The organism is Pseudomonas sp. L13 (assembly GCF_009935965.1).
In the GTDB taxonomy this organism is placed as follows: Bacteria; Pseudomonadota; Gammaproteobacteria; order Pseudomonadales; family Pseudomonadaceae; genus Aquipseudomonas; species Aquipseudomonas lactis.
Window position 1 is genome coordinate 335853 of record NZ_QODJ01000001.1, and the last position, 22177, is coordinate 358029.

Below are 22177 nucleotides of genomic sequence, written 5' to 3' on the forward strand. Positions count from 1 at the left end.
AGGTCCTGTTCAAAGGTTGTACTGCTTGCGTTTGCGGTACAGCGTCGACGCATCGATGCCGAGTGTGCGGGCCGCTTGGTCCAGTGTGTCGCTGGTCGCAAGTACGGCGCCGATATGGGCTTTCTCCAGTTCATCCAGGCTCAAAGCCGCGCCGATACGCGGTGCATTGTTGGCCGGTTGCTCGGCCATCCCCAGGTGGCTGATCTCCACCTTCTCCTGAGGGCAGATGATGCTGGCGCGTTCCACCACGTTACGCAGTTCGCGGATATTGCCGGGCCAGCGGTAGTTGAGTAGTGCTTCGCGGGCATTATCACTGAAGCCGCGTGCAGGGCGTGCGTATTCCTTGACGAAGCGGGCAAGGAAGCGGTCAGCCAGGGTCAGGATGTCTTCACTGCGTTCGCGCAGCGGCGGCAAGTGCAAGGTGATGACATTCAGGCGGTAGAGCAAGTCTTCACGGAAACGGCCATCGCGCACCATGTCTTCCAGGTTCAGGTTGGTGGCTGCGAGGATGCGCACATCGGCGCGGCGGGTGACCGGGTCGCCCACACGCTCATACTCTTTATCTTGAATAAACCGTAGCAACTTGGGTTGCAACGTGAGGGGGAAATCGCCGATCTCGTCGAGAAACAGCGTACCGCCGTCCGCCTGGTTCACTCGGCCCAAGGTGCTTTCGCTGGCGCCGGTGAACGCGCCGCGGCTGTGGCCGAACAGTTCGCTTTCCATCAGCTCTGCGGTCAGAGACGGGCAGTTGATGGTCACGCAGGACTTCTTCGAGCGTTTGCTCCAGCCGTGTATCGCCCGGGCCAACTCACCTTTACCGGTACCAGACTCGCCGAGGATCAAGATGTTGGCGTCTGTCCCGGCCACCTGCCGCGCGGTTTCCAACACCACCATCATTGCCGGGCTATGGGAGTCCAGGCCGTCTTTAGGCTGGCGCACTTCGCCTTCCAGCGCTTCCAGCCGCGCCGAGAGCTGACGCACCTCCAGTTGCTTGGCGGTGGCCAGGCGCAGTTGGTCTGGGCTGCAAGGTTTGACCAGGTAGTCGGCGGCGCCGGCCTGGATGGCGTCCACGGCGGTATCCACGGCCGAATGGGCGGTCACAATCACCACGCGCATCCAGGGTGCCTGTACCCGCATCTGGGCCAGCACGTCCAGGCCATTGTCCTCGCCCAGGCGCAGGTCGAGGAAGCACAGGTCGAACACCTGACGCTGCATCAGCGCGTCGGCCTGGGCGGCACTGTTCGCGGTGGCGACGGTATAGCCTTCATCTTCCAGGCAATAGCGGAAGGTGCGCAGGATCGCGGATTCGTCATCCACTAAAAGAATGCGGCCTTGAAGTTCCTTGGCTGATTCCATCTGTCCCGCACTCCTTAACTATAAATGTGATGGTGTTTAGTCCCGGAATAATCGGGCAAGTTGCATGGTTTATTCTGATTCATAAAAGGCTTCTTCGCGCAGCTATCTGCGCGCCTTCCTACAGACGTCGTCTGAGAGCATTTTCCCTTCTGTTCGCCCTTCGGTCCTTCGATGTGCGCGCGGGGTGTCTGGTTCCGACCACTTGCCATCGTGCATTTCGCACGGCCTGCACGCAGGCATCGTGCAGGATGCTAGGCGATGATTCTATCGATCAAGTATAACTCCTTGATTTTATTGAGCTTTATTTTGCAATAAAGCTGGCATGCACTCTGCACTATCTCTCCCAAGAGCGTCATGAACGAACAATCAGAATGCGGGAGCAATGCAGTATGACTCGCCAAAGCCTCAGCCAATTGCGTGTATCGCCGCTGCGCTTGCAGCAGGGCTTGTATGCCAGCCTGGCCTTGATGGTCACGTTGATTGCTGGCCAGCAGTTGCAGCATTGGCAAGAGCGCGCGCAGCCAGCCCCGCAATTTGAACGTCCTGTCATGACCCAGACTCATTTTCGTTCCATTGGCAGCGCCAGCGCCGATGTGACTGCCCCGCAATTGAGCCTGGTAGATCAGGGTTCCACCCTGGACGAACTACCGGCCCATGACCGTTGGGTGTTCTAGGCAAAAAACGTCGCTTGTGTTGAGCGGCTGCATGGCATCACCGCTGTTACCCCTATAGAAGCATAAGGAGAATCACCATGTTGAGTTGGGCAATCACATTTCTGATCATCGCCATTGTGGCTGCAGTCCTGGGCTTCGGTGGTATCGCTGGCACCGCCACCGGCATCGCCAAGATCCTGTTTGTGGTCTTCCTGGTGATGTTCATCGCTTCGTTCTTCTTTGGTCGCAAAGGCCGAGGTTGAATATGGCCAACCTGCCTTTTAAAGCCCTTGCTGCCGCCCTGCTGTTGGGCGGCAGCGGCTTGGCCTTGGCCGCCAATGACGGCCAGGCCCGGGCTAACGAATTGCTCAGCGCGGATGCGCAGTACCGTGAGACCTGGCAAGACGTGGTGAAGAAAGAAGAGCGCCTGCCCGAATGGGTGATGAACCTGTCGGGCACGGCCGAGCAAATGAATGCCGTTGAGGAAGATGGCGACAAGTACTTGGTCGGGCCGCTCTGCGAAACTGCAGACACCTGCCTGAACAAGCGCCTGATTGTTGCCTTCAGCTTCGACAAGGAAGATGCCTACGCCATGTTGGTGGAAGTCCCGGCCGGTTTGCCGGCCGACAAGTCCCCGACCCGGCACGCCGATTACCGTTTTATCGGTAAGCCGGACGAGGGTATGCAAAAGCTGCTGATGGAGCAGCTCAAGAAAGATCCGAATTGGTACTAGGTTCCGTCTGACGGAGCCGGCGTCCATAGAAAGAAGCCCTTGTGCTTCTTTCTGTTTGCATCGCTCCTTGAGCGATGCATGACCAGGGGGCCGGGTTGCTCTGATCGATCAGGATCGGCGTGACCTACGGGTACAGGGAGTACCTGCGCAAGGGCCGGGTCAGGCGAAAAGCTGCGACGCAAGTTCACAAGACCTCAAGCTTGCTGAACTTGCGGCGGGCTTATGACTCTCATGCCCGCACTTCATGCCGCCCATAGCCGCAGTTTTGATTTTTGCCTCTGGCCAACCATTACCGGGTATGTCGGCGCGACCATCTATCGAGAATTTTTCATCCGCGCTATAGGATCTTTCTGGCGCTAGGTGATGGATTTCTCAGACATTTCTGCCAATCATTCCGAGTCGTCCAGTATCTCTGCGCGAGCCTGATTTGGCTGCTTAACGGCATATTCACCCGCTCGAATGGCGGATACGAACTGACCGTTTGGACAAATATTTTCAAAAAAAGCCATGCCGATTCGGCATAGGGTAGGCGTTTACGGCATTAGACGTCGCTCCCTTGCATGGGAATAGTTGCGCCTTTTTTCGCCTGCCAGTAAGCCATTTCGGCCACGCTGCGGTGACCTTCCATGGAGGCAGATGCACACACTTTTTCGCTTTCGAGCGTTGCAGCTGGCGCATTTGCCGTAAGTCCACTTGAAGCAAGGGTAATGACATGAAGAAGGCAAAGCTAAGCCTCGCCTGGCAGATCCTCATCGGTTTGGTACTGGGGATCGCAATCGGTGCAGTGCTCAACCATTTCAGTGCTGAAAAGGCCTGGTGGATCAGCAATGTGTTGCAGCCGGCGGGCGATATCTTTATCCGCTTGATCAAGATGATCGTGATCCCGATTGTGATTTCTTCGCTGATCGTCGGTATTGCCGGTGTCGGCGACGCGAAAAAGCTCGGTCGTATCGGCGTCAAAACCATTCTTTACTTCGAAATCGTCACCACCATCGCCATCGTGGTGGGCCTGTTGCTCGCCAACCTGTTCCACCCAGGCGCTGGCATCGACATGAGTACCCTGGGTACCGTCGATATCTCCAAGTACCAGGCGACTGCTGCCGAAGTGCAGCATGAACATGCCTTCATCGAGACCATCCTCAACCTGATCCCTTCGAACATCTTTGCTGCCGTCGCCCGTGGCGAGATGCTGCCGATCATCTTCTTCTCGGTGCTGTTCGGCCTGGGCCTGTCGAGCCTCAAGCCTGAGCTGCGCGAGCCGCTGGTGACCATGTTCCAGGGCGTGTCCGAGAGCATGTTCAAAGTCACCCACATGATCATGAAGTACGCCCCTATCGGTGTATTTGCGCTGATCGCGGTGACGGTGGCCAACTTCGGCTTCGCCTCGCTGCTGCCGCTGGCCAAGCTGGTAATCCTGGTTTATGTCGCGATCCTGTTCTTCGCTTTTGCGGTACTGGGTTTGATCGCCCGCCTGTTTGGCTTCTCGATCCTCAAGCTGATCCGCATCTTCAAGGATGAGTTGGTATTGGCTTACTCCACCGCCAGCTCCGAAACCGTGCTGCCGCGTGTGATCGAAAAGATGGAAGCCTACGGCGCGCCGAAAGCGATCTGCAGCTTCGTGGTACCGACCGGCTACTCGTTCAACCTCGACGGTTCGACCCTGTACCAGAGCATCGCGGCCATCTTTATCGCCCAGCTGTATGGCATCGACCTGTCGATCGGCCAGCAGTTGATGCTGGTACTGACCCTGATGGTCACCTCCAAAGGTATCGCCGGCGTTCCGGGCGTGTCCTTCGTGGTGTTGCTGGCGACGCTGGGCAGCGTGGGCATCCCGCTGGAAGGCCTGGCATTCATCGCCGGTGTCGACCGTGTGATGGACATGGCGCGTACCGCCTTGAACGTGATCGGTAACGCTTTGGCCGTACTGGTTATCTCACGTTGGGAAGGCATGTACGACGACGCCAAGGGCGAGCGCTACTGGAACTCCTTGCCGCACTGGCGCAGCAAGGAAGCCCTGCCTACGGCACAAGCCACCCGTAGCTGATTGCAGATTGATCGAAAACAAACCCCGGAGAATTCCGGGGTTTGTCGTTTCTGCCAGCCCCGTTATCATTCGCCCCATCTTTCGGGGGACTTATCTGATGCTCAATGGCCTGTGGCTTGGCTTCTTTGTCGTAGCAATGGTGTCAGCACTGGCGCAATGGCTGGTGGGCGGTAACGCCTTGATCTTCGCGGCGATGGTCGAAAGCATTTTCGCCATGGCCAAATTGTCGGTGGAAGTCATGGTGCTGCTGTTCGGTACCCTGACGTTATGGTTGGGCTTTCTGCGGATCGCCGAAAAAGCCGGGATCGTCGATTGGCTGGCCAAGGCCCTCGGCCCGCTGTTTCGCCGCCTGATGCCGGAAGTGCCCGCCGGGCACCCCGCGATCGGTTTGATCACCCTCAACTTTGCCGCCAACGGCCTGGGCCTGGACAACGCCGCCACGCCCATCGGCCTGAAAGCCATGAAGGCGCTGCAAGAGCTCAACCCCATTCCCAATACGGCGACCAACGCTCAGATCCTGTTTCTGGTGCTCAACGCGTCCTCGCTGACGCTGTTGCCGGTGACTATCTTCATGTACCGCGCCCAGCAAGGCGCGGCGGACCCGACGCTGGTGTTCCTGCCTATCCTGCTGGCCACCAGTGCGTCGACGCTGGTGGGCCTGCTGTCGGTGGCGGTCATGCAGCGCCTGCGGCTGTGGGACCCGGTGGTGCTGGCCTATCTGATCCCCGGCGCGTTGCTGCTGGGCGGCTTCATGGCGTTGCTGGCGACCCTGTCCGCCACGGCGCTGGCCGGTTTGTCGTCGATCCTGGGCAACCTCACGCTGTTTGGCCTGATCATGCTGTTCCTGGTGATCGGCGCGTTGCGCAAGGTCAAGGTGTACGAGGCCTTTGTCGAAGGTGCCAAGGAAGGCTTCGACGTGGCCAAGAACCTCTTGCCCTATCTGGTGGCGATGCTGTGTGCGGTTGGCGTGTTGCGTGCCTCAGGCGCCTTGGAGTTCGGCCTGGAAGGAATTCGCCATGTGGTGGCCTGGACGGGCCTGGATACGCGCTTTGTCGACGCGCTGCCGACCGCGATGGTCAAGCCGTTCTCCGGCAGTGCAGCGCGGGCGATGCTGATCGAGACCATGCAGACCCAGGGTGTGGACAGCTTCCCGGCGTTGGTGGCGGCGACGATCCAAGGCAGTACGGAAACCACGTTTTATGTGTTGGCCGTGTACTTCGGTTCGGTAGGCATCCAGCGGGCGCGGCATGCGGTGGGCTGTGCGTTGTTCGCGGAGTTTGCCGGCGTGGTGGCGGCTATTTCGGTGTGCTACTGGTTCTTCGGTTAAGCATGAGCCGCACCCTGTAGGAGCGAGCTTGCTCGCGAAAAACGTTAACGATGACGCGGGGCATCAGATTCCCCGAAGCGGTCTCAGGTTTTTCGCGAGCAAGCTCGCTCCTACAGGGCGGTGGAATCATCTATTCGGCGCAGCATTGCCCTGTTGCACTACCCAATCCACCACCTGCTTATTCAACTGATCCCCAGCCTGGCCAAAAGCAGCCACCACCGCTGGCACCTTGGCGTCACTCACCGGCTGCTTCACTTCAAACCGACGGCTGGCGATGATTCTTTGATCACGCCCACGCACCAATCGCGCGTCGAGACGAATCACCACGTCCACCGCCCTGCCCCGATACTCGCTCTGAAACGCCTGCAATTGCCCGCCCAGCTCATAGTCGGCTTGTAGGTTGGTCTCGTCTGTACTCAATAATGTCACGCGTCCGTCGCGCTGGAAGCCATCCAGCAGGCGATTACGCAGCAGCACCGGCGCCGGGTCGCTCCAGCGTGAGTTTGCGTAGTTGCTGATCAAGTTGCCATCTGGCACCACGGCGATGCGCGGGCTGTCGAGAAACTCGCTGGTCTGCGGCTTGGTCACGCGCAGCGACCAATTCACCGGCGTGCCTTGAGTGGTCGGTTGGGCGGACGCCAGGCGGTACACGTCCGACGGGTCCGGCTTGGGCAGGATCGAGCACGCGCTGACCAGTGCCAGAGCAATAGGGACGATCATGTGGTAAGCACGCTTCATGGCGTGAACTCCTTGTTCTTGTCGCTGCCCAGCAGGTAACCGCTGGGGTTGGCTTCCAGGCGGCGAGAGATGGCGCGCAGCGAACCGAGGGTTTCACGCAACTCGCGCACGGCTGGCGCCAGTTCGTTGAGGCCCTGCATACCACTGTTTACCGAGTCCTGGTTATTGGTCAGCAAGGTATTGATGGTGGCGGTGCTTTGCTCCAGGGATTTCATCGCCTGCTCGGCGCTGCCGAAGGCTTGCTTGCCTTGCTCGCTGAGCAAGCCATTGGCGTTGCGCATCAATACGGTGGTTTGCTCCAGCGCCGCGCCGGCCTGTTTGCTCACTTGCATCAATTGCTGCATCACCACCTTGATGTCGCCGCGTTGCTCGGCAATGGCGCCGGTGGTTTGTTGCAGGTTGTCCAAGGTGTTGCTCAGGCGTTCGACGTTTTCCCGCGAGAACAGGTGGTTGGCGTTGTGCAGCAGCAGGTTGACGCTGGTCATCAAGTCGTTGCTGTTATTGAGCAGGCGCGCGATAGGCGATGGCGATGCGATGATTTCCGGCAGGTTGCCGTCCTTGCCCTTGAGCTCCGGGCTCTGCGGGGTGCCGCCACTGAGCTGGATGATCGAGGTGCCGGTGATACCGGTCAGGGCCAGTTTGGCCTGGGTGTCTTCCTTGATTGGCGTTTGCCCGGCCAGGCGGATGCGCGCCAGGACGCGGCGCGGGTCTTTGGGGTCCAGGCGCAGGCTGATCACGTCGCCCACCTTGATGCCGCTGTACTGCACCGCACTGCCCTGGGACAGGCCGCTGACCGCCTCGTTGAAGATCACTTCGTAATCCTGGAAGGCTGTGTCCACGCTGGATTTGGCCAGCCACAGGCCAAACAGCATCGCGCCGACCACCACAATTACGCTGAACAGTCCGATCATCACATGATGGGCTCGGGTTTCCATGTCATACCTCGTTGAGCGATTGAGCGGCATCCAATGCCGCGCGGCCCCGGGGGCCGTGGAAATATTCGTGAATCCAGGCGTCGTTCGTTTCCGACACGACATCGATGGCGTCGGCCACCAGCACTTTCTTCTGTGCCAGCACCGCCACACGGTCGGTGATGGTGTACAGCGTGTCGAGGTCGTGGGTGACCAGGAACACACTCAAGCCCAACGCATCGCGCAGGGTGAGAATCAGTTGGTCGAATTGCGCCGCGCCAATCGGGTCGAGACCGGCGGTGGGTTCGTCCAGGAACAGGATGTCCGGGTCCAAGGCGAGTGCGCGGGCCAAGGCCGCACGTTTGATCATGCCGCCGGATAACGAGGCTGGGTATTTGTCGGCCGCCGACAGCGGCAAGCCTGCCAGGGCCAGCTTGACTGCCGCCAAGTGCTCGGCATCGACGCGGCTGAGGCCGGCGTGCTCGATCAATGGCAGGGCCACGTTCTCGGTCACCGTCAGCGAGGAAAACAGCGCGCCCTTCTGGAACAGCACGCCAAAGCGGCGCTCTACCAGTGAGCGTTCATGTTCAGGCAGGCTCGGGAGGTTTTTGCCGAACACCCGTACTTCGCCTTCGCTGGGGCGACGCAGGCCAACGATGCTGCGCAGCAACACGGATTTACCGCTGCCAGAGCCGCCCACCACCGCCAGGATCTCGCCCTTGTACAAATCCAGGTCGAGGTTCTCATGCACGCTCTGGCTGCCAAAGCGATTGCACAAGCCACGCACTTCAATCACCGCCTCAGTGGGCGCACGGTGTAGACGACTCACCAGCCCATCTCCATGAAGAACATCGCCGCGACCGCATCCAGCACGATCACCACAAAGATCGATTGCACCACGCTCGACGTGGTGTGCGCGCCGACTGACTCGGCACTGCCGCTGACTTTAAAACCTTCCAGGCAGCCAATGGCCGCGATCAAAAAGGCAAAGATCGGCGCCTTCACCATGCCCACCAGAAAGTGCTGCACGCCAATGTCCGATTGCAGCAGCGAAAGAAACATCGCCGGCGAAATATCCAGGGCCACGGCACACACCACGCCACCGCCGACGATCCCCGAGAGCATCGCCAGGAAGGTCAGCATCGGCAACGCCACCAGCAGCGCCAGCACGCGCGGCAATACCAACAGCTCCATAGGGTCCAGGCCCAGTGTGCGGATGGCGTCGATTTCTTCGTTGGCTTTCATGGAGCCGATTTGCGCGGTGAACGCACTGGCGGTACGGCCGGCGATGAGAATTGCGGTAAGCAACACGCCGAATTCACGCAGGAAGGAGAACGCCACAAGGTCCACGGTGAAGATCGTCGCGCCGAAGCTCTTGAGCACAGTGGCGCCGAGGAAGGCCACGACGGCGCCCACCAGAAAGGTCAGCAGTGCGACGATAGGCGCAGCATCCAGGCCCGTCTGTTCGATGTGGGCGACCATGGGCGTCAGGCGCCAGCGCTTGGGTCGCCAAATGCCGCGAGCGAAGGTTTCGAGGATCAGGCCGATAAAGCCCAACAGCTTCATTGCGTCTTGCCAGACGGTATCTACTGCGCGACCGATACGGGCCAGCACTTGAATGCCGGCGGCCTCTTCCGGCTCTTTGATCGGTACGCAAAAGTCATTGAGGGAGCGGTAGACGGTCTTGAGCAGTGCCCGGTCGGCGGCTGCCAGGGTGCAATCGTTCTGTTCGGCAGAGTGTTCGATGCGCGCAGGGCCCAGCAGCTCCACCAGCAGCGAGGCGCCGGCGGTATCCAGCGCACCGAGGCCGTTGAGGTCAATGCGGGCGCCGGCGTCGTATTGGCCGTCGAGCGTGGCCGACAGCTTCTTCAGGTGGGCGTAGTGGGCCAGCGTCCAGTCGCCGGTAATCCGTAGCGAAGGCGGGGTGCTGGACGTATCAAGATGGGCCGCGCCGGCCGTCGTGCGAGTGGTCATAAGCTCCGAGCTTGTTTGGCTATCCACAATTGCTACGTAATAACACGATCCGGCTTACTTTGGGTTGTCCGCTTGTGCTGTGTCTATCACCTTGAAGCGCAGAACGCCGATGACCTGGCCGTCTTCGGTGAGCACCTGCACCTGCCAGCGCCCCACGGCGTCACCCGGGAAATTCTGCTTGTGGGTCCAGGCGCGATAGCCTTCCTTGCGACCACCGTGGATGTCCAGGGCAATGCGGTCGACTTCCTGGCCGTTGAATTTCCACACATGGTAGATCCGCTCATCCAGCCCGCGTGGCGCGTTGATCGCGGTGTAGGCGTACAGCCCACCGCTGCGCAATTGGGCGGCGGTGACTTGCTTGAGGTCGTCGCCTGGCGTGCGGTCTTGCAGTTGGGTGCTGATGGCGACTTCGGTCATCCACAGGGTGGCGGGCGGTACCCAGCTGCGCAGGAACCAGCCGGCGCAGCCGATGGCAGCCGTTACCCCCAGCAGCATCGCCCAGCCCTTGAGGCTACGCAGCGGCAGGCTCACGGCCAGGCTTGGAATCGACAAGACCATGGCTACACCCAACGCCAGTTTGTAACTCTGGGCGGTGGTCAGGTGCATGATGATCGGCAGTGCGGTCAGCAACGCGGCAAACAGGGTCAGGGTGTGCAGGGCCAGGAACAGCGAGCGTTTGGGCGCCAGCCACTTGTAATACAGCGGGTCAATGATCGACACCAGCGCCGCCGCACCCAGCAGGCCAGTGAACAGCGATTGGCCGCTGTTCCAGGCGGTGGTGACGAAAAAGAAGGGCAGCACGAAAAACAGACTTTCCTGGTGGATCATCTGGGTGGCGTAGCGCAGCAGCGGTTCAGGGATCTCGCGATTGAAGACCTTGGTGAACAGTTGCGTAAAGCTGTTCTCCAGCATCAGCCATAACCAGCTCACCAGCATGATCACCGCGATCCAACTGGCCATGCCCTGCTGGCGGTCTACCAGAATGAAGCTGCCCACCCCCGAGATGAAACCGCCGAGTGCAATCACCCCTGGGTAGCGCTTGATCAGTTCTATAACGCGCTGGATGAGGGGCGGCAAGTTCGGCATGGGCGGTTCACTGGTTGTGGGAAAAATCTCAGACAGAATAACGCCTTAGCCTGATATTCTGTGCGTCATTACTCAACAGGTTTGCGATAAAGCCTCAGGCCGATCAAACCAAGGATGATCAGGCCCAGCACGCCCGCGCCGATCCAGGTCAAGGCGTCATAACTCAGCAGCGGTTTTTCGATGCGCCAGTAGCCCGGCTGCTGGAACGCTTCGCGCATGGCCTGGTTGGTTTGTGCCAGGCTTACGGCCTTGATGCGTTTGACCGGGTCGCTGAAACGCCCGTTGCTGTAGTCGCCGGCAGCGCTCCAGTAATAGTCGGCCAGTGCGCTGTTGCCCTGCACTGCCCAGGCTTGGCGGGCAATGGCGGCCTGTTGCAGGCGCGTGAATACTGTTGGGTCGAGGCCATCCTTAAGCAGTTGGGCCTTGAGGTCTTGCAAGACCTGCTCGGCTTCAGGGAGGTTTTCCCGCTCAAGGTCGGCATTCAGGCTGAGGAATCCAACGCCGCCGAGCACTTCGCGTTCTACCCATGGGCCGTAGGACAAACCGTGCTTGAGGCGCAGTTGCCGGTACAGCGCCCAGTCGAGGTAATCCTTGAGCAGGTTGTAGGTTTCATCATGCTGGTCATCCAATACGGGCTCGGGGAACAGCCAGTGCAGCTTGGCGCCATCGCCCACCCAGCCGCGGATCAGGTCGCGGTGGCTGGCGGCAGTGTGCTGGATTTCCGGGAGGGGGCGATGTTCGCTCGGCTCCACGGGGGCGAGTTGACCATAGGTGCGCTCCAGGTAGGCGGGCAGCAATTTTTCGAGATCGCCGACGACGATCAGGGTCATGTTGTTCGGCGCGTACCATTCGTTGCGCAGCTTCTCCAACTGATTGCGGGTGAGGTGGCTGACCTCGGCGCGTTCGGCGCACTTGAGGCCCAACTCCACGGCCAATTGGTTGCTGGCGCTGTGACCGAGGTCTTGGCGATCCAGCAGGCGTTGCAAGTGTGAGTAATGGCCGCCGTCTTCGCGCTCCACCACCTGTTTGGCGGCGTTGATATGAGCGTCGGTCAGTTGGGTGCGCGTGAGGATCGCCAGCAGCAGGTCCAGCACCTTGCGTTGGTTCTGCGCGGGTGCCTCGATCACGAAGGTAGTGTCGGCGTTGCTGGTATAGGCGTTCCACTCGCCGCCCAGGGCTTGCATGCGGTCTTCGAGGTCGCCTTCGCCGCCGCCGTCGATACCGCTGAACAGCAAGTGCTCGAACAAGTGCGGCAGTTCTTTTTCTTCGCAACCGAAGTCGTCCAGGCCCACCCCAACCACTAGGCGAATAGCCACGTGCCCACGCTCGGTGCCCGGTTTGAGCAGCAGTTGCAGGCCGTTGGGCAAGGTGTAGCCCTCGACTTGCAGGCGGTCAAAGGCAAAGGTGTGGGCCGAGCCCAAGAGCAGGCAGGCGAGTAACAGGCGACGCATAACAAGCTTCCTGGCGAATGAGGTCCATTGTTAACTGACTTCGCTCGCGGGCGTACGTTCAGGGCGAATGGGTGATGTCGGCAATACTTTCGGCGGAGAGCGCGCCGGTGTCGGACGTTTCCAACACTACATAAGCACTGCTGCAAAACAACGAGTTCAAGCGTTTCATGTCGGCAATCAGCTCCAAGTGCAGGGAACTAGTTTCCAGGCTCTGCACGATCTTGCGCTGCAAGCGGCTGACATGGGCGTGGGCCAGGCGGCGTTCCTGGGCGCGGAAGCGGCGCTTTTCTCGCAGTAATTGGCGGGCGCTTTCCGGGTCGCCGCTGAGAAACACCGACAGGCCCAGGCGCAGGTTGGCGATCAACTGGCTGTGCAGGCCGCTGAGTTCTTCCAGGCCCACTTCGGAAAATTGCCGGCGCTGCGAGGTCTTCTGTTGCTGGACCTTGCGCAGCATGCGTTCGATCAAGTCACCCGCCAATTTCAAGTTGATCGACAGCTCGATGATCTCGGCCCAGCGGCGGTTGTCCTGTTCACTGAGGTCTTCACGGGGCATTTGCGCCAGGTAGAGTTTGATTGCGCTGTAGAGCGCTTCGGCGTCATCGCTCAGGCTGCGCATTTCTTGGGTGACGGCGGTTTGATTGCCGCGCAGCACTTCCTGCATCGAGGTAAGCATATTGTCGATCAAGTCACCCAGGCGCAGGGTTTCGCGAGCGGCGTTCGCCAGGGCCAGGCTTGGGGTATTCAATGAGGCCAGGTCCAAATGGCGTGGCTTGGCTTTGCCATTGGTTTCGGGGCGTTCCGGCAGCAGCCATTCGCACAGGCGTGCCATCGGCCCGATGGTGGGTAACAGGATCAGGCAGCGGCTGACGTTGTAGAGCAGGTGGAAGGTGATGACCATGCCCTGAACGCTGTAGTCCAGGCCGTCCATCCAGCCCACGAGCGGGTCAAGCACCGGAATGATCAGCAACAGACCGATCAATTTGTACAACAGGCTGCCCAGGGCCACTTGGCGACCGGCGGTGTTTTGCATGCTGGTACTGAGAAACGCCAGCACCCCGCTGCCGATGTTGGCGCCGATCACCAGGCCTATGGCCACGTGCAAGCCGATCACGCCGGCACCGGCCAGGGTGGCAGTGAGCAATACCGCAGCGAGGCTGGAATAGGAAATCATGGCGAACAGCGCGCCGACCAGGGCGTCCAGCAAGATATCGCCGGTCAGCGAAGCGAAGATGACTTTGACGCCCTGGGCATGGGTAATGGGCCCGGCGGCTTCGACGATCAATTGCAGCGCGAGGATGATCAGGCCCAGGCCGATCCCGACCCGGCCCAATTGCCCTGCCCGCGTCTGTTTGCGCGACAGGAAGAAAATCACGCCGAGGAAGATCAACAGCGGCGACAGCCAGGACAAATCGAACGTCAGCACCCGCGCCATCAAGGCCGTACCGACGTCGGCGCCAAGCATGGTGGCCAAGGCCGGCGTGAGGCTCATCAGCCCTTGGCCGACGAACGAAGTCACCAGCATCGCGGTGGCGTTACTGCTTTGCACCATGGCCGTCACCAGGATACCGGCGACAAATGCCAGCCAGCGCTTGGACATGTTCTGCCCGATGACTTGGCGCAAATTGGAACCGTAGACCCGCAGGATGCCGGTTCGAACGATATGCGTGCCCCAGATAAGCAGGGTCACGGCGGAAAGCAGATTGAGCAAGGTCAGCATGCTCGGCCCCCCGTGTGGGTGCGCTCCAAAAGGAGCGAAGGAAAGTTACCGCGTGCCGCTCTACGTCTTGTACCTAAGCTGTAGTTGGCGAATGGGCTCTGCGCCAGCATCGCATAGCTAAACTTGGGATTGAAACAAAACTGTCATGAAGCCAATTTTTTGCGGATGAAAAAAAGGGGCTCGAAAGCCCCCTTTTTTCCACAGCGGGTCAAATTTACTGACCCGGAATGTCCTTGCGCAGTTTCACTGGGTCCTGCTGTTTCTTCTTTTTCGCGATGGCGGTACGCATCTTGATGTTCACCGCTTCCACCGCCAGCGAGAACGCCATGGCGAAGTAGACGTAGCCTTTTGGCACATGTACGTCGAAGGATTCAGCGATCAGCACGGTACCCACGACCAGCAGGAACGACAGCGCGAGCATTTTCAGCGACGGGTGCTTGTCGATGAATTCGCTGATAGTGCCGGCAGCCAGCATCATCACCAATACCGCAACGACGATGGCGGCAACCATCACCGGCACGTGGGAAACCATGCCGACGGCGGTGATCACCGAATCCAGGGAGAACACGATATCGATGATGGCGATCTGGATAATGGTGTAGATGAACTTGCCACCGGCGCCTTTGGGCTCGTCCTGGGTTTCATCTTCACCTTCCAGGGCGTGGTACATCTCCTGGGAGCTTTTCCACAGCAGGAACAGGCCACCGAAGAACAGGATCAGGTCGCGACCGGAGATGCCCTGGCCAAACACCACGAACAGGTCGGCGGTCAGTTGCATGACCCAGGTGATCGACAGCAGCAACAGGATACGCGTGACCATGGCCAACGCCAGGCCGAAAATCCGAGTGCGTGCCTGCATATGCTTGGGCATGCGGCTGACCAGGATCGAAATCATGATGATGTTATCGATGCCCAGGACGATCTCAAGGGCCGTCAGGGTGAAGAAGGCAATCCAGATTTCCGGATTGGTCAGCCATTCCATGTGTATTCCTTTGAGCAAGTGTTAACCGCGCAAGCTGCAGCGCCGCGCGGTGAGTGAGTCGGTACGATTATAGAGTGCTGAACAGCGGAAAAATCCCCATCAGCAATGCGGCGAACATTATGCACAGGCACACCAGCACTGCCCACTTGAGCGTGAAGCGCTGGTGATCGCCGAATTCGATACCCGCCAGGGCAACCAGCAAGTACGTCGAGGGTACCAGTGGGCTGAGCAAATGCACGGGTTGCCCGACGATCGACGCCCGCGCCATTTCCACAGCGGTGATGCCGTAATGGCTGGCGGCTTCGGCCAGTACCGGCAGTACGCCGTAGTAGAACGCATCGTTGGACATGAAGAAGGTGAACGGCATGCTCACCAACGCGGTGATCACCGCCAGGTAAGGGCCCATGGCTTCGGGGATGACCGCCAGCAGGCTCTTGGACATGGCGTCGACCATGCCGGTGCCCGACAGGATGCCCGTGAAGATACCGGCGGCGAAGATCAAACCCACCACCGCCAATACGCTACCGGCGTGAGCCGCGACGCGGTCCTTCTGCTGCTGCAGGCACGGGTAGTTGACGATCATGGCGATACTGAACGCCACCATGAACAGCACCGGCAGCGGCAACAGGCCGGCAATCAAGGTGCACATCAACGCCAGGGTCAGGGCGCCGTTGAACCAGATCAATTTCGGACGGCGGGCGTCGGGAAATTGCGACACGCTGATTTCGCTGTGGTCGATCTCGTCGCCCTGCAGGTGCAATTCACCCAGGCGCGCACGTTCGCGCTTGCCGTACATGTAGGCAATCACCAGGATCGCCACTACACCGGCGGCCATGGCCGGGATCATCGGTACGAAGATGTCCGACGGGTCTACATGCAGTGCACTGGCGGCGCGCGCCGTCGGGCCACCCCAGGGGGTCATGTTCATCACGCCACCGGCGAGAATGATCAGGCCGGCCATGATCCGTGGGCTCATGCCGATGCGCTGGTACAGCGGCAGCATGGCCGCGACGCAGATCATGTAGGTGGTGGCACCGTCACCGTCCAGAGATACAACCAAGGCCAGCACGGCGGTGCCGACCGACACCTTGAGCGGGTCGCCCTTGACCATCTTGAGGATCTTGCGCACGGCCGGGTCGAACAGGCCGGAGTCGATCATCAAGGCGAAATAGAGGATGGCGAACATCAGCATCACGCCGGTCGGCGCAAGCTTGGTGATGCCTTCGAGCATCATCGGGCCGATCTTCGGTGCGAAACCGCCGAACAGCGCGAACAGGATCGGCACGATGATCAAGGCGATCAGCGCGGACAGGCGCTTGGTCATGATCAGGAACATGAACGTGATGACCATGGCAAAGCCAAGGAAAGTCAGCATAGGAATACTCCAGGCGTAGCGCGGCTAGGGAATGGCGGACCGAGTGGCGGTCAGCGCAGAACGAAAGGCACGAGGCGTACGGGTGGAGTCGGAGCGAACAGGCGGGTACGAGCGGACATCGGGAATCACCATTGTTGTTGTTAACAGCCGGTCTGTTGCCGGCAGTGAGGGCGATCCTAGACGGGGAAGCTTTCAGCCAGCTTTCGCTGAGAAAACAGCTGATGAAGGGCAGGCACCCATTCTCAAGATTGGCGCAGAACAAAATGTGGGAGCTGGCTTGCCTGCGATGGCGGTGTATCAGCCAACATCTCTTATGGCTGTGACACCGTCATCGCAGGCAAGCCAGCTCCCACATCTGGAGAGTGGTCGCTGCCAGAATATCAGGGCAGTTCCAGGCCGCCGGCGGCTTTGTGCAAGGCCCGCAAATGCTCACCCACCTGTTTGAGGTTGGCCTCACAGGCGGCAATCTCGGCTGCGCGGGATGGATCGAGCAGCGCCCTCACCTCCTTATCCAGCTCGCCGGTCAACGACTGCAACTGCTTCTGGCGTTCGGCACTCTCTGATTCCAGGCGCTTGGCTTCCGAAGGTTGTGGCAGGCCATAACCCCCACTGTCCAGCAACTCGGCCGGGCGACTGAGGAAGCCGCTGTTGGCGAGAATTTGCTGCAGCGTGTTGTTGGCTTTCTCCATGCCACCGTTTTTCAGCTCGCGGGCATTGAGATAGCGTTGTTTGACCTCGTCCTGAGCGAGCATCAGTTGTTTTCGATAGCTGGCCTGCTCCAGCAGCAACAGCGCGGCGCTGGTACGCAGGTCGGCCTGGGCAAACCATTGGCGACGCGCTTGCGCATCCAGGGACAACCAGTCTTCGACCTGGGTCTGCTTGATCGGCAGTTGCTTGCGCAACACATCGAACATGGCCTGATAGCGCTCGCGGAACGAGTCGAAGTGATACCCCAGCCGCAGTGCTTCGCGCTTGTCGTTCAATACGCTGGTATCGGCCAGGCCGCGGGCGCTGAGCACTTCCAGCAAACCGTTGGGGGTGATGTTGTCCAGGCCGGTCAATTGCGGATTGGCGCTGCCACTGCGCAACAGTTTCAGGCTTTCAACCGCACAGTTGTTGGAGATAAAGAAGTAGTTGCCGTCATAGCTCCAGTGCATCTGCGCCGCATGTTCGACGGTGTCGTTGATTTCCTGGCGGCTGAGCTTCAGCGGCACCGACGCCAGGCCACGCAGTTCGGTCTTGGTGTACTCATCAATGACCTGGGCCAGCGGCAGGACGAACAGCCGTGACGGGTATTTACCCACCAGGCCATCCCAGCTCGACAGCTGGACGTCACCGACGAAGGCGCGGTAAGACAAGACCAGGTGCCGGTCCAGGTCCAGTCGGCAATCCGGACCACGTGGGCGACCCGGGGCACAAATCACCAGGCGCAACATGCTATGGCCCCAACGGCTCACCAGGTTTTGGTTGGCTTCGGCAAGCAGGTAGTCGATTTCATACACGCGTTCCGGGTCGATCTGGCCCAGGGGCGTCTTGGCGAAATCGTTGCCTGCGTTCAGGAAGGGGTAGGTGCTGGCGCAGGTGTCTTGTTCGGGTGGAGCCCAGCCGAAGTGATCCTTGTAATAACGGAACAGCGCGGGGCGGCGACAGGCGTAGCTGGGGTCCAGGAGGAAGTACTCCATGTTGACCGCTACAAACTCCAGCGGGCTGGTGGTTTCGTAGATGTCCGGGCTGCGCACCACCTGATGGTTGTGCTGCTCACGCTCGCCGCGCCGGCCCACATATTGTGGCCAGCCGGCAAGGTCCAGCAAGCGCGGGTCGTCACTGAGGGTAAAGCGGCGGTCGTTCTGGCCACGGCACTGGTCGGGCAAGCCGATCAAGCCGGTGATGTTGTTCTGACGGCTGCAGCGCTGGATCAGCGTGCGCTCGTCCTTGGGCCATAGGCGCGCGCGGTCATAGATGTGGGTCAGTTCATGCAGCACCGTGGCGAGCATTTCCCGGCGCACCGTACCGTGGGGGCGATTGGTTTTCTGGGTGGCGGCGCTGCCGTCAGTCAGGCTGGCCAGCAGGTTTTGGTTGAGGTCGAGCTCAGACACCAGAGACGCTTGGCCGTAGGCGTTGTCAGGCATCTTGTCGGTCCAGCCGACATCGATACGTCGGTCCAACTGCTCGACAAAGCGCGGCGGCAAGGAACGCAGCGCTTCATCGAGCAATGCCTGGCTGGCCTGCTGTTCGGCCGGACTCAAGCCTTCAGTCTTGAGCCGCAGTTGCAGGCCGGCCTGGGCCGTACTCGCGCACAGCAGCACGGCCCCGGCCAGGAGCCAGGTTTTGAGACGCCTCACAGAGCGAGGATAGCTTCGGCGAGGGTCTGGTCGCTGGCATCACGGGCTTCTGGCACGCGGGTGCGAAGGGTATCGAACGCGGCTTCCAACTGGGCGCCACGGATCTCGCCATGGGTGGCGACGAAACTGGCGGCGTCATCGTGGGCTTCGCGCACGATCTTGGAGTCGCGGATGGAGGTGGTGGTGTCCGAGGTGAAATCAATGGTGCGCGCCGAGGCACGCACGATGATGTTACTGGTGGCCTTCAAGGTTTGCGCCTGGGCGACATCGGCCAAAAACAACAGGCCGAGGGCGGCGACGATCAGCGGGCTACGCATGGGGTGACTCCAATGACAAAGATAGAAATACAACGATGATTATTGGACGAGAATTGCCTGCGCCAGTTCAAGGTCGCTTGCATGAAGTTTTGGCTGGGTACGGCGTAGATAGTCCAGCGCGGACTCCAGGCGTGCGCCCCGCCATTGGCCGTCAGTGGCAATGAAAGCGGCAGCATCATCCCGAGCGGCCAGGACCAACTTATTGTCGAACGGCGCAGAGGTCACTTTGCTGGTGGCATACACGCTGACAACCGTGCTCTGGGTGGACACATCCAACGCTGAAGCGATGGGTGACCAGCAGGCGCAAAACAGTACAGGGAAAATCAATAAACGGTATGAAAAAGCCATGGGACTCGACGACTGAAAGCGAGCGCCAAGGCTAGCGCAACCGCCGGGCGAGAGCCAGCGTCGAGCCATGCGGGAGCGGCGGGCGCTCCCGTCTGGTTGCCGTGGGTCAGATAGCCAGGATGGCCTGTGCCAGCTGTGCATCGGTTGCGGTATTCAATTGCGGCGCTTGTTGGCGGATCTGGGCCAGGGCGCTTTCCAGTTTCACGCCACGGATGGCACCTTGGCTGGCGACAAAGCTGGCGGCGTCGTCACGGGCCGCTTGTACAACCTTGTTGTCGCGCAGGGATGAGGTGGCGTCAGACGTGGCATCGGAGGTTGCCTTCAGAGCGCCGACGATCGAGTCGGTCGTCATGATCAGGCTGCTCGCGTTGGCATTGGCAGCCAGAGTCAGCACAGCGGCAGTGCACAGCAGGCGAAGACGGGACATGGGGTAACTCCTGTAGACGAATAATAAGGTGGCGCGAAACGGCCACAATGAAACGGACTGGGACTGTCGAGCATCAGACGCACGCTCTACAGGGTTCGCCACGTGGTGAACGGATATTAGGCGTGTGCCGGGCTATTCGGAAGCCTGTAATTAAACTGTACCTGTCATATTTTATTAATTTAAAACTGTGTCTGTGTGCTTGAATCAAGCCAATCCAATGCGCTATCGCAGATACAACAAAGCCCGCCTCCGGTTACCCGGGGCGGGCTTTGCTTTGACAAATCAGGTTGCTGGCAGTGGACCCGTCAGGTCAGGGCCAGCGGGCGCCACTTAGCGCCAGAACGGCTTGCTCAGCTCTTCGTAGCGTTGAGCTTCGCTGATACCGGCGTCAGCCAGCAGACGCGAATCCAGGCGAGCCAACTGGTGGCGGCTGGAGATGCGGCGCTGCCACAACATCAGGTTGGCGAGAACGCGCAAAGGCAGGGAAGCCTGGGTGTTTACAGCTTTTTCTTCGAAGAACAGTTCGGAACTGAGTGTACGTTCCATGATGACATCCTTCCGCTTGTGGCGGGATTAGGTAGTGGTTTAACTGATGCCAATGATCCTCTTCCAAGGCAAGACTCTCTAGATACAGTTCACCTGTATTGTGAGAGGCCAGTTAACTGTTTAAAGAGGCTGTACGGTACGAAATTGGGGCAACTGTACCTGTGCGCACTTAAAAGGTGCAAAATCGGCATTTTTGAGTTGAGGCGAGGGATATTTCGGTAGGAAATGACCAGTACAGCAGTACAGTTTTTTCCATAATGGCGGGTAGGTTCACCGAGCTGATGAAACTGTATTTGCATCAGCCCGGATCTGTATTCCTCAAGCCTTGAGCATGTGCCCGGTTTCTTCCAGGTTGATGTGCCAACTCAGTGCCTCGCGCAAAATGTGCGGGGTATGCCCACCGATGGCGCAGGCCGCATCGAAGTAAGTGTTGAGGGCATCGCGGTAGGCTGGGTGCACGCAGTTATCGATAATGACCCGAGCGCGCTCCCGTGGCGCCAGGCCCCGCAGGTCGGCAAGGCCTACTTCGGTGACGAGAATGTCCACGTCATGCTCGGTGTGGTCCACATGGCTGACCATCGGTACCACGCTGGAAATCGCGCCGCCCTTGGCAATCGACTTGGTGACGAAGATCGCCAGGTGCGCATTGCGGGCAAAATCCCCGGAGCCGCCGATGCCGTTCATCATCCGCGTGCCGCAGACGTGGGTGGAGTTGACGTTGCCGTAGATATCGAACTCCAGCGCGGTATTGATACCGATGATGCCCAGGCGGCGTACCACTTCAGGGTGGTTGGAAATTTCCTGCGGGCGCAGCACCAATTTATCCTTGTAGTGCTCCAGGTTGCCGAACACATCGGCATTGCGTCGCTCCGACAAGGTAATCGAACTGCCGGAGGCAAAGCTCAGCTTGCCGGCGTCGATCAGGTCAAAGGTCGAATCCTGCAACACTTCCGAGTACATGGTCAGGTCTTCGAACGGCGACTCGATCAAGCCGCACATCACCGCGTTGGCAATATTGCCGATGCCGGCTTGCAGCGGCCCGAGCTTGTTGGTCATGCGCCCCGCATCGACTTCTTGCTTGAGGAAGTTGATCAGGTGGTTGGCGATGCCTTGGGTATCGCTGTCAGGCGGCGTCACCGTGGAGGCGGAGTCCGCCTGGTTGGTGATGACGATGGCGACGATTTTCTCGGGCGGGATCGGAATCGCGGTGCTGCCAATACGGTCGTCGACTTTTACCAGCGGAATCGGCGTGCGCGTTGGCCGGTAGGTCGGGATGTAGATGTCGTGCAACCCCTCCAGGTTCGGGTTGTGCGCCAGGTTGATCTCGACGATCACTTGTTTGGCAAAGATCGCGAAGCTGGCCGAGTTGCCTACGGAGGTAGTGGGCACGATATGGCCCTGCTCAGTGATCGCGACGGCTTCGATCACGGCGATGTCTGGCAACTTGAGCTGGTTGTTGCGTAGTTGCTCGACCGTTTCCGACAGGTGCTGGTCGATAAACATCACCTCGCCGGCATTGATAGCCTTGCGCAGGGTGCTGTCGACTTGAAAGGGCATGCGTCGTGACAGTACGCCGGCTTCGGTCAACTGCTTGTCCAGGTCATTGCCCAGGCTGGCGCCGGTCATCAGCGTGATTTTGAGCGGCGAAGTCTTGGCGCGTTCGGCCAGGGCGTGGGGGACGGCCTTGGCTTCACCGGCACGGGTGAAGCCGCTCATGCCGACGGTCATGCCGTCCTCGATCAGTGCAGCGGCGTCTGCCGCGCTCATGACCTTGTTCAACAACGAAGGCAAGCGGATACGATCACGGTACATGAATTGTTATCTCTGGCTACGGAAAGCAAGGTGGGCAG

The 22177-nt window shown here is 59.8% G+C and carries 21 protein-coding genes; 5 read left to right on the forward strand and 16 right to left on the reverse strand.

The genetic code is table 11. From position 1 onward, the window contains the following. Positions 1-9: 9 nt before the first annotated feature. Positions 10-1356, reverse strand: coding sequence for a sigma-54-dependent response regulator transcription factor AlgB (gene algB, locus DK871_RS01565; protein ID WP_003187383.1), 1347 nt, complete (start codon positions 1354-1356; stop codon positions 10-12). Positions 1357-1745: 389 nt separating this feature from the next. Here algB and DK871_RS01570 point away from each other — a divergent pair, with 389 nt between their 5' ends. The 5 genes from DK871_RS01570 (at position 1746) to DK871_RS01590 (ending at position 6113) form a co-directional block, all read left to right on the forward strand. Further along, on the forward strand, positions 1746-2030 hold the full coding sequence (locus tag DK871_RS01570; protein WP_161903751.1) for a hypothetical protein: 285 nt from the start codon (positions 1746-1748) through the stop codon (positions 2028-2030). Positions 2031-2107: 77 nt separating this feature from the next. Next, the gene (locus tag DK871_RS01575; RefSeq protein WP_003187386.1) at positions 2108-2272 is read left to right on the forward strand and encodes a DUF1328 domain-containing protein; all 165 of its coding nucleotides are present in this window, start codon (positions 2108-2110) and stop codon (positions 2270-2272) included. A 2-nt stretch (positions 2273-2274) separates the two neighbouring features. Then, positions 2275-2742: an inhibitor of vertebrate lysozyme family protein gene (locus DK871_RS01580; RefSeq protein ID WP_056790608.1), complete on the forward strand. Its 468-nt coding sequence runs from the start codon at positions 2275-2277 to the stop codon at positions 2740-2742. A gap of 712 nt (positions 2743-3454) precedes the next feature. Beyond that, positions 3455-4786: a glutamate/aspartate:proton symporter GltP gene (gltP, locus tag DK871_RS01585; protein ID WP_003187390.1), complete on the forward strand. Its 1332-nt coding sequence runs from the start codon at positions 3455-3457 to the stop codon at positions 4784-4786. Between the two features lie 97 nt (positions 4787-4883). Further along, entirely contained in the window at positions 4884-6113 is a 1230-nt protein-coding gene (locus DK871_RS01590; protein WP_161903752.1) for a nucleoside recognition domain-containing protein, read from the forward strand. A gap of 126 nt (positions 6114-6239) precedes the next feature. On the opposite strand, the gene lptE is transcribed toward DK871_RS01590, so the two are convergent. The 15 genes from lptE to DK871_RS01665 form a co-directional block, all read right to left on the reverse strand. Further along, the gene (gene lptE, locus DK871_RS01595; protein WP_161903753.1) at positions 6240-6851 is read right to left on the reverse strand and encodes an LPS assembly lipoprotein LptE; all 612 of its coding nucleotides are present in this window, start codon (positions 6849-6851) and stop codon (positions 6240-6242) included. Further along, on the reverse strand, positions 6848-7786 hold the full coding sequence (locus DK871_RS01600) for an MlaD family protein (RefSeq protein ID WP_056790601.1): 939 nt from the start codon (positions 7784-7786) through the stop codon (positions 6848-6850). The genes lptE and DK871_RS01600 overlap by 4 nt, the downstream gene beginning before the upstream one ends. Position 7787: 1 nt before the next feature. After that, positions 7788-8591: an ABC transporter ATP-binding protein gene (locus DK871_RS01605; protein WP_161903754.1), complete on the reverse strand. Its 804-nt coding sequence runs from the start codon at positions 8589-8591 to the stop codon at positions 7788-7790. Next, a complete protein-coding gene (locus DK871_RS01610) occupies positions 8588-9736 on the reverse strand; it encodes an ABC transporter permease (protein ID WP_161903755.1) in 1149 nt (382 codons plus the stop codon). Before DK871_RS01610 ends, DK871_RS01605 begins: the two co-directional genes overlap by 4 nt. A gap of 54 nt (positions 9737-9790) precedes the next feature. Beyond that, entirely contained in the window at positions 9791-10822 is a 1032-nt protein-coding gene (locus tag DK871_RS01615) for a DUF5924 family protein (RefSeq protein WP_003187399.1), read from the reverse strand. Positions 10823-10890: 68 nt separating this feature from the next. Further along, a complete protein-coding gene (locus tag DK871_RS01620; protein ID WP_161903756.1) occupies positions 10891-12273 on the reverse strand; it encodes a pitrilysin family protein in 1383 nt (460 codons plus the stop codon). A gap of 58 nt (positions 12274-12331) precedes the next feature. Then, positions 12332-13990: a Na/Pi cotransporter family protein gene (locus DK871_RS01625; protein WP_161903757.1), complete on the reverse strand. Its 1659-nt coding sequence runs from the start codon at positions 13988-13990 to the stop codon at positions 12332-12334. 214 nt (positions 13991-14204) lie between these two features. Then, positions 14205-14972, reverse strand: coding sequence for a TerC family protein (locus DK871_RS01630; protein ID WP_003187403.1), 768 nt, complete (start codon positions 14970-14972; stop codon positions 14205-14207). A 67-nt stretch (positions 14973-15039) separates the two neighbouring features. Further along, a complete protein-coding gene (locus DK871_RS01635; RefSeq protein ID WP_003187405.1) occupies positions 15040-16347 on the reverse strand; it encodes a CitMHS family transporter in 1308 nt (435 codons plus the stop codon). Between the two features lie 380 nt (positions 16348-16727). Then, a complete protein-coding gene (locus tag DK871_RS01640) occupies positions 16728-18689 on the reverse strand; it encodes a DUF4105 domain-containing protein (RefSeq protein ID WP_161903758.1) in 1962 nt (653 codons plus the stop codon). Next, entirely contained in the window at positions 18686-19006 is a 321-nt protein-coding gene (locus DK871_RS01645) for a DUF2388 domain-containing protein (protein ID WP_161903759.1), read from the reverse strand. Before DK871_RS01645 ends, DK871_RS01640 begins: the two co-directional genes overlap by 4 nt. Positions 19007-19045: 39 nt before the next feature. Next, complete coding sequence (locus DK871_RS01650; RefSeq protein WP_161903760.1) at positions 19046-19354, reverse strand: DUF2388 domain-containing protein; 309 nt, start codon at positions 19352-19354, stop codon at positions 19046-19048. 106 nt (positions 19355-19460) lie between these two features. Then, the gene (locus DK871_RS01655; protein WP_056790582.1) at positions 19461-19781 is read right to left on the reverse strand and encodes a DUF2388 domain-containing protein; all 321 of its coding nucleotides are present in this window, start codon (positions 19779-19781) and stop codon (positions 19461-19463) included. Positions 19782-20111: 330 nt separating this feature from the next. Beyond that, positions 20112-20327 carry a DUF1127 domain-containing protein gene (locus DK871_RS01660; RefSeq protein ID WP_003187413.1) on the reverse strand — a complete coding sequence of 72 codons (216 nt, stop codon included), beginning with the start codon at positions 20325-20327 and terminating at the stop codon, positions 20112-20114. 318 nt (positions 20328-20645) lie between these two features. Beyond that, a complete protein-coding gene (locus DK871_RS01665) occupies positions 20646-22139 on the reverse strand; it encodes an acetyl-CoA hydrolase/transferase family protein (RefSeq protein ID WP_003187414.1) in 1494 nt (497 codons plus the stop codon). Between the last annotated feature and the right edge of the window lie 38 nt (positions 22140-22177).

Coding starts and splice junctions, on each gene's coding strand:
- algB (WP_003187383.1), bottom strand. CDS start 1,356: ATGGAATCAGCCAAGGAACTTCAAGGCCGCATTCTTTTAGTGGATGAC.
- DK871_RS01570 (WP_161903751.1), top strand. CDS start 1,746: ATGACTCGCCAAAGCCTCAGCCAATTGCGTGTATCGCCGCTGCGCTTG.
- DK871_RS01575 (WP_003187386.1), top strand. CDS start 2,108: ATGTTGAGTTGGGCAATCACATTTCTGATCATCGCCATTGTGGCTGCA.
- DK871_RS01580 (WP_056790608.1), top strand. CDS start 2,275: ATGGCCAACCTGCCTTTTAAAGCCCTTGCTGCCGCCCTGCTGTTGGGC.
- gltP (WP_003187390.1), top strand. CDS start 3,455: ATGAAGAAGGCAAAGCTAAGCCTCGCCTGGCAGATCCTCATCGGTTTG.
- DK871_RS01590 (WP_161903752.1), top strand. CDS start 4,884: ATGCTCAATGGCCTGTGGCTTGGCTTCTTTGTCGTAGCAATGGTGTCA.
- lptE (WP_161903753.1), bottom strand. CDS start 6,851: ATGAAGCGTGCTTACCACATGATCGTCCCTATTGCTCTGGCACTGGTC.
- DK871_RS01600 (WP_056790601.1), bottom strand. CDS start 7,786: ATGGAAACCCGAGCCCATCATGTGATGATCGGACTGTTCAGCGTAATT.
- DK871_RS01610 (WP_161903755.1), bottom strand. CDS start 9,736: ATGACCACTCGCACGACGGCCGGCGCGGCCCATCTTGATACGTCCAGC.
- DK871_RS01615 (WP_003187399.1), bottom strand. CDS start 10,822: ATGCCGAACTTGCCGCCCCTCATCCAGCGCGTTATAGAACTGATCAAG.
- DK871_RS01620 (WP_161903756.1), bottom strand. CDS start 12,273: ATGCGTCGCCTGTTACTCGCCTGCCTGCTCTTGGGCTCGGCCCACACC.
- DK871_RS01625 (WP_161903757.1), bottom strand. CDS start 13,990: ATGCTGACCTTGCTCAATCTGCTTTCCGCCGTGACCCTGCTTATCTGG.
- DK871_RS01630 (WP_003187403.1), bottom strand. CDS start 14,972: ATGGAATGGCTGACCAATCCGGAAATCTGGATTGCCTTCTTCACCCTG.
- DK871_RS01635 (WP_003187405.1), bottom strand. CDS start 16,347: ATGCTGACTTTCCTTGGCTTTGCCATGGTCATCACGTTCATGTTCCTG.
- DK871_RS01645 (WP_161903759.1), bottom strand. CDS start 19,006: ATGCGTAGCCCGCTGATCGTCGCCGCCCTCGGCCTGTTGTTTTTGGCC.
- DK871_RS01650 (WP_161903760.1), bottom strand. CDS start 19,354: ATGGCTTTTTCATACCGTTTATTGATTTTCCCTGTACTGTTTTGCGCC.
- DK871_RS01655 (WP_056790582.1), bottom strand. CDS start 19,781: ATGTCCCGTCTTCGCCTGCTGTGCACTGCCGCTGTGCTGACTCTGGCT.
- DK871_RS01660 (WP_003187413.1), bottom strand. CDS start 20,327: ATGGAACGTACACTCAGTTCCGAACTGTTCTTCGAAGAAAAAGCTGTA.
- DK871_RS01665 (WP_003187414.1), bottom strand. CDS start 22,139: ATGTACCGTGATCGTATCCGCTTGCCTTCGTTGTTGAACAAGGTCATG.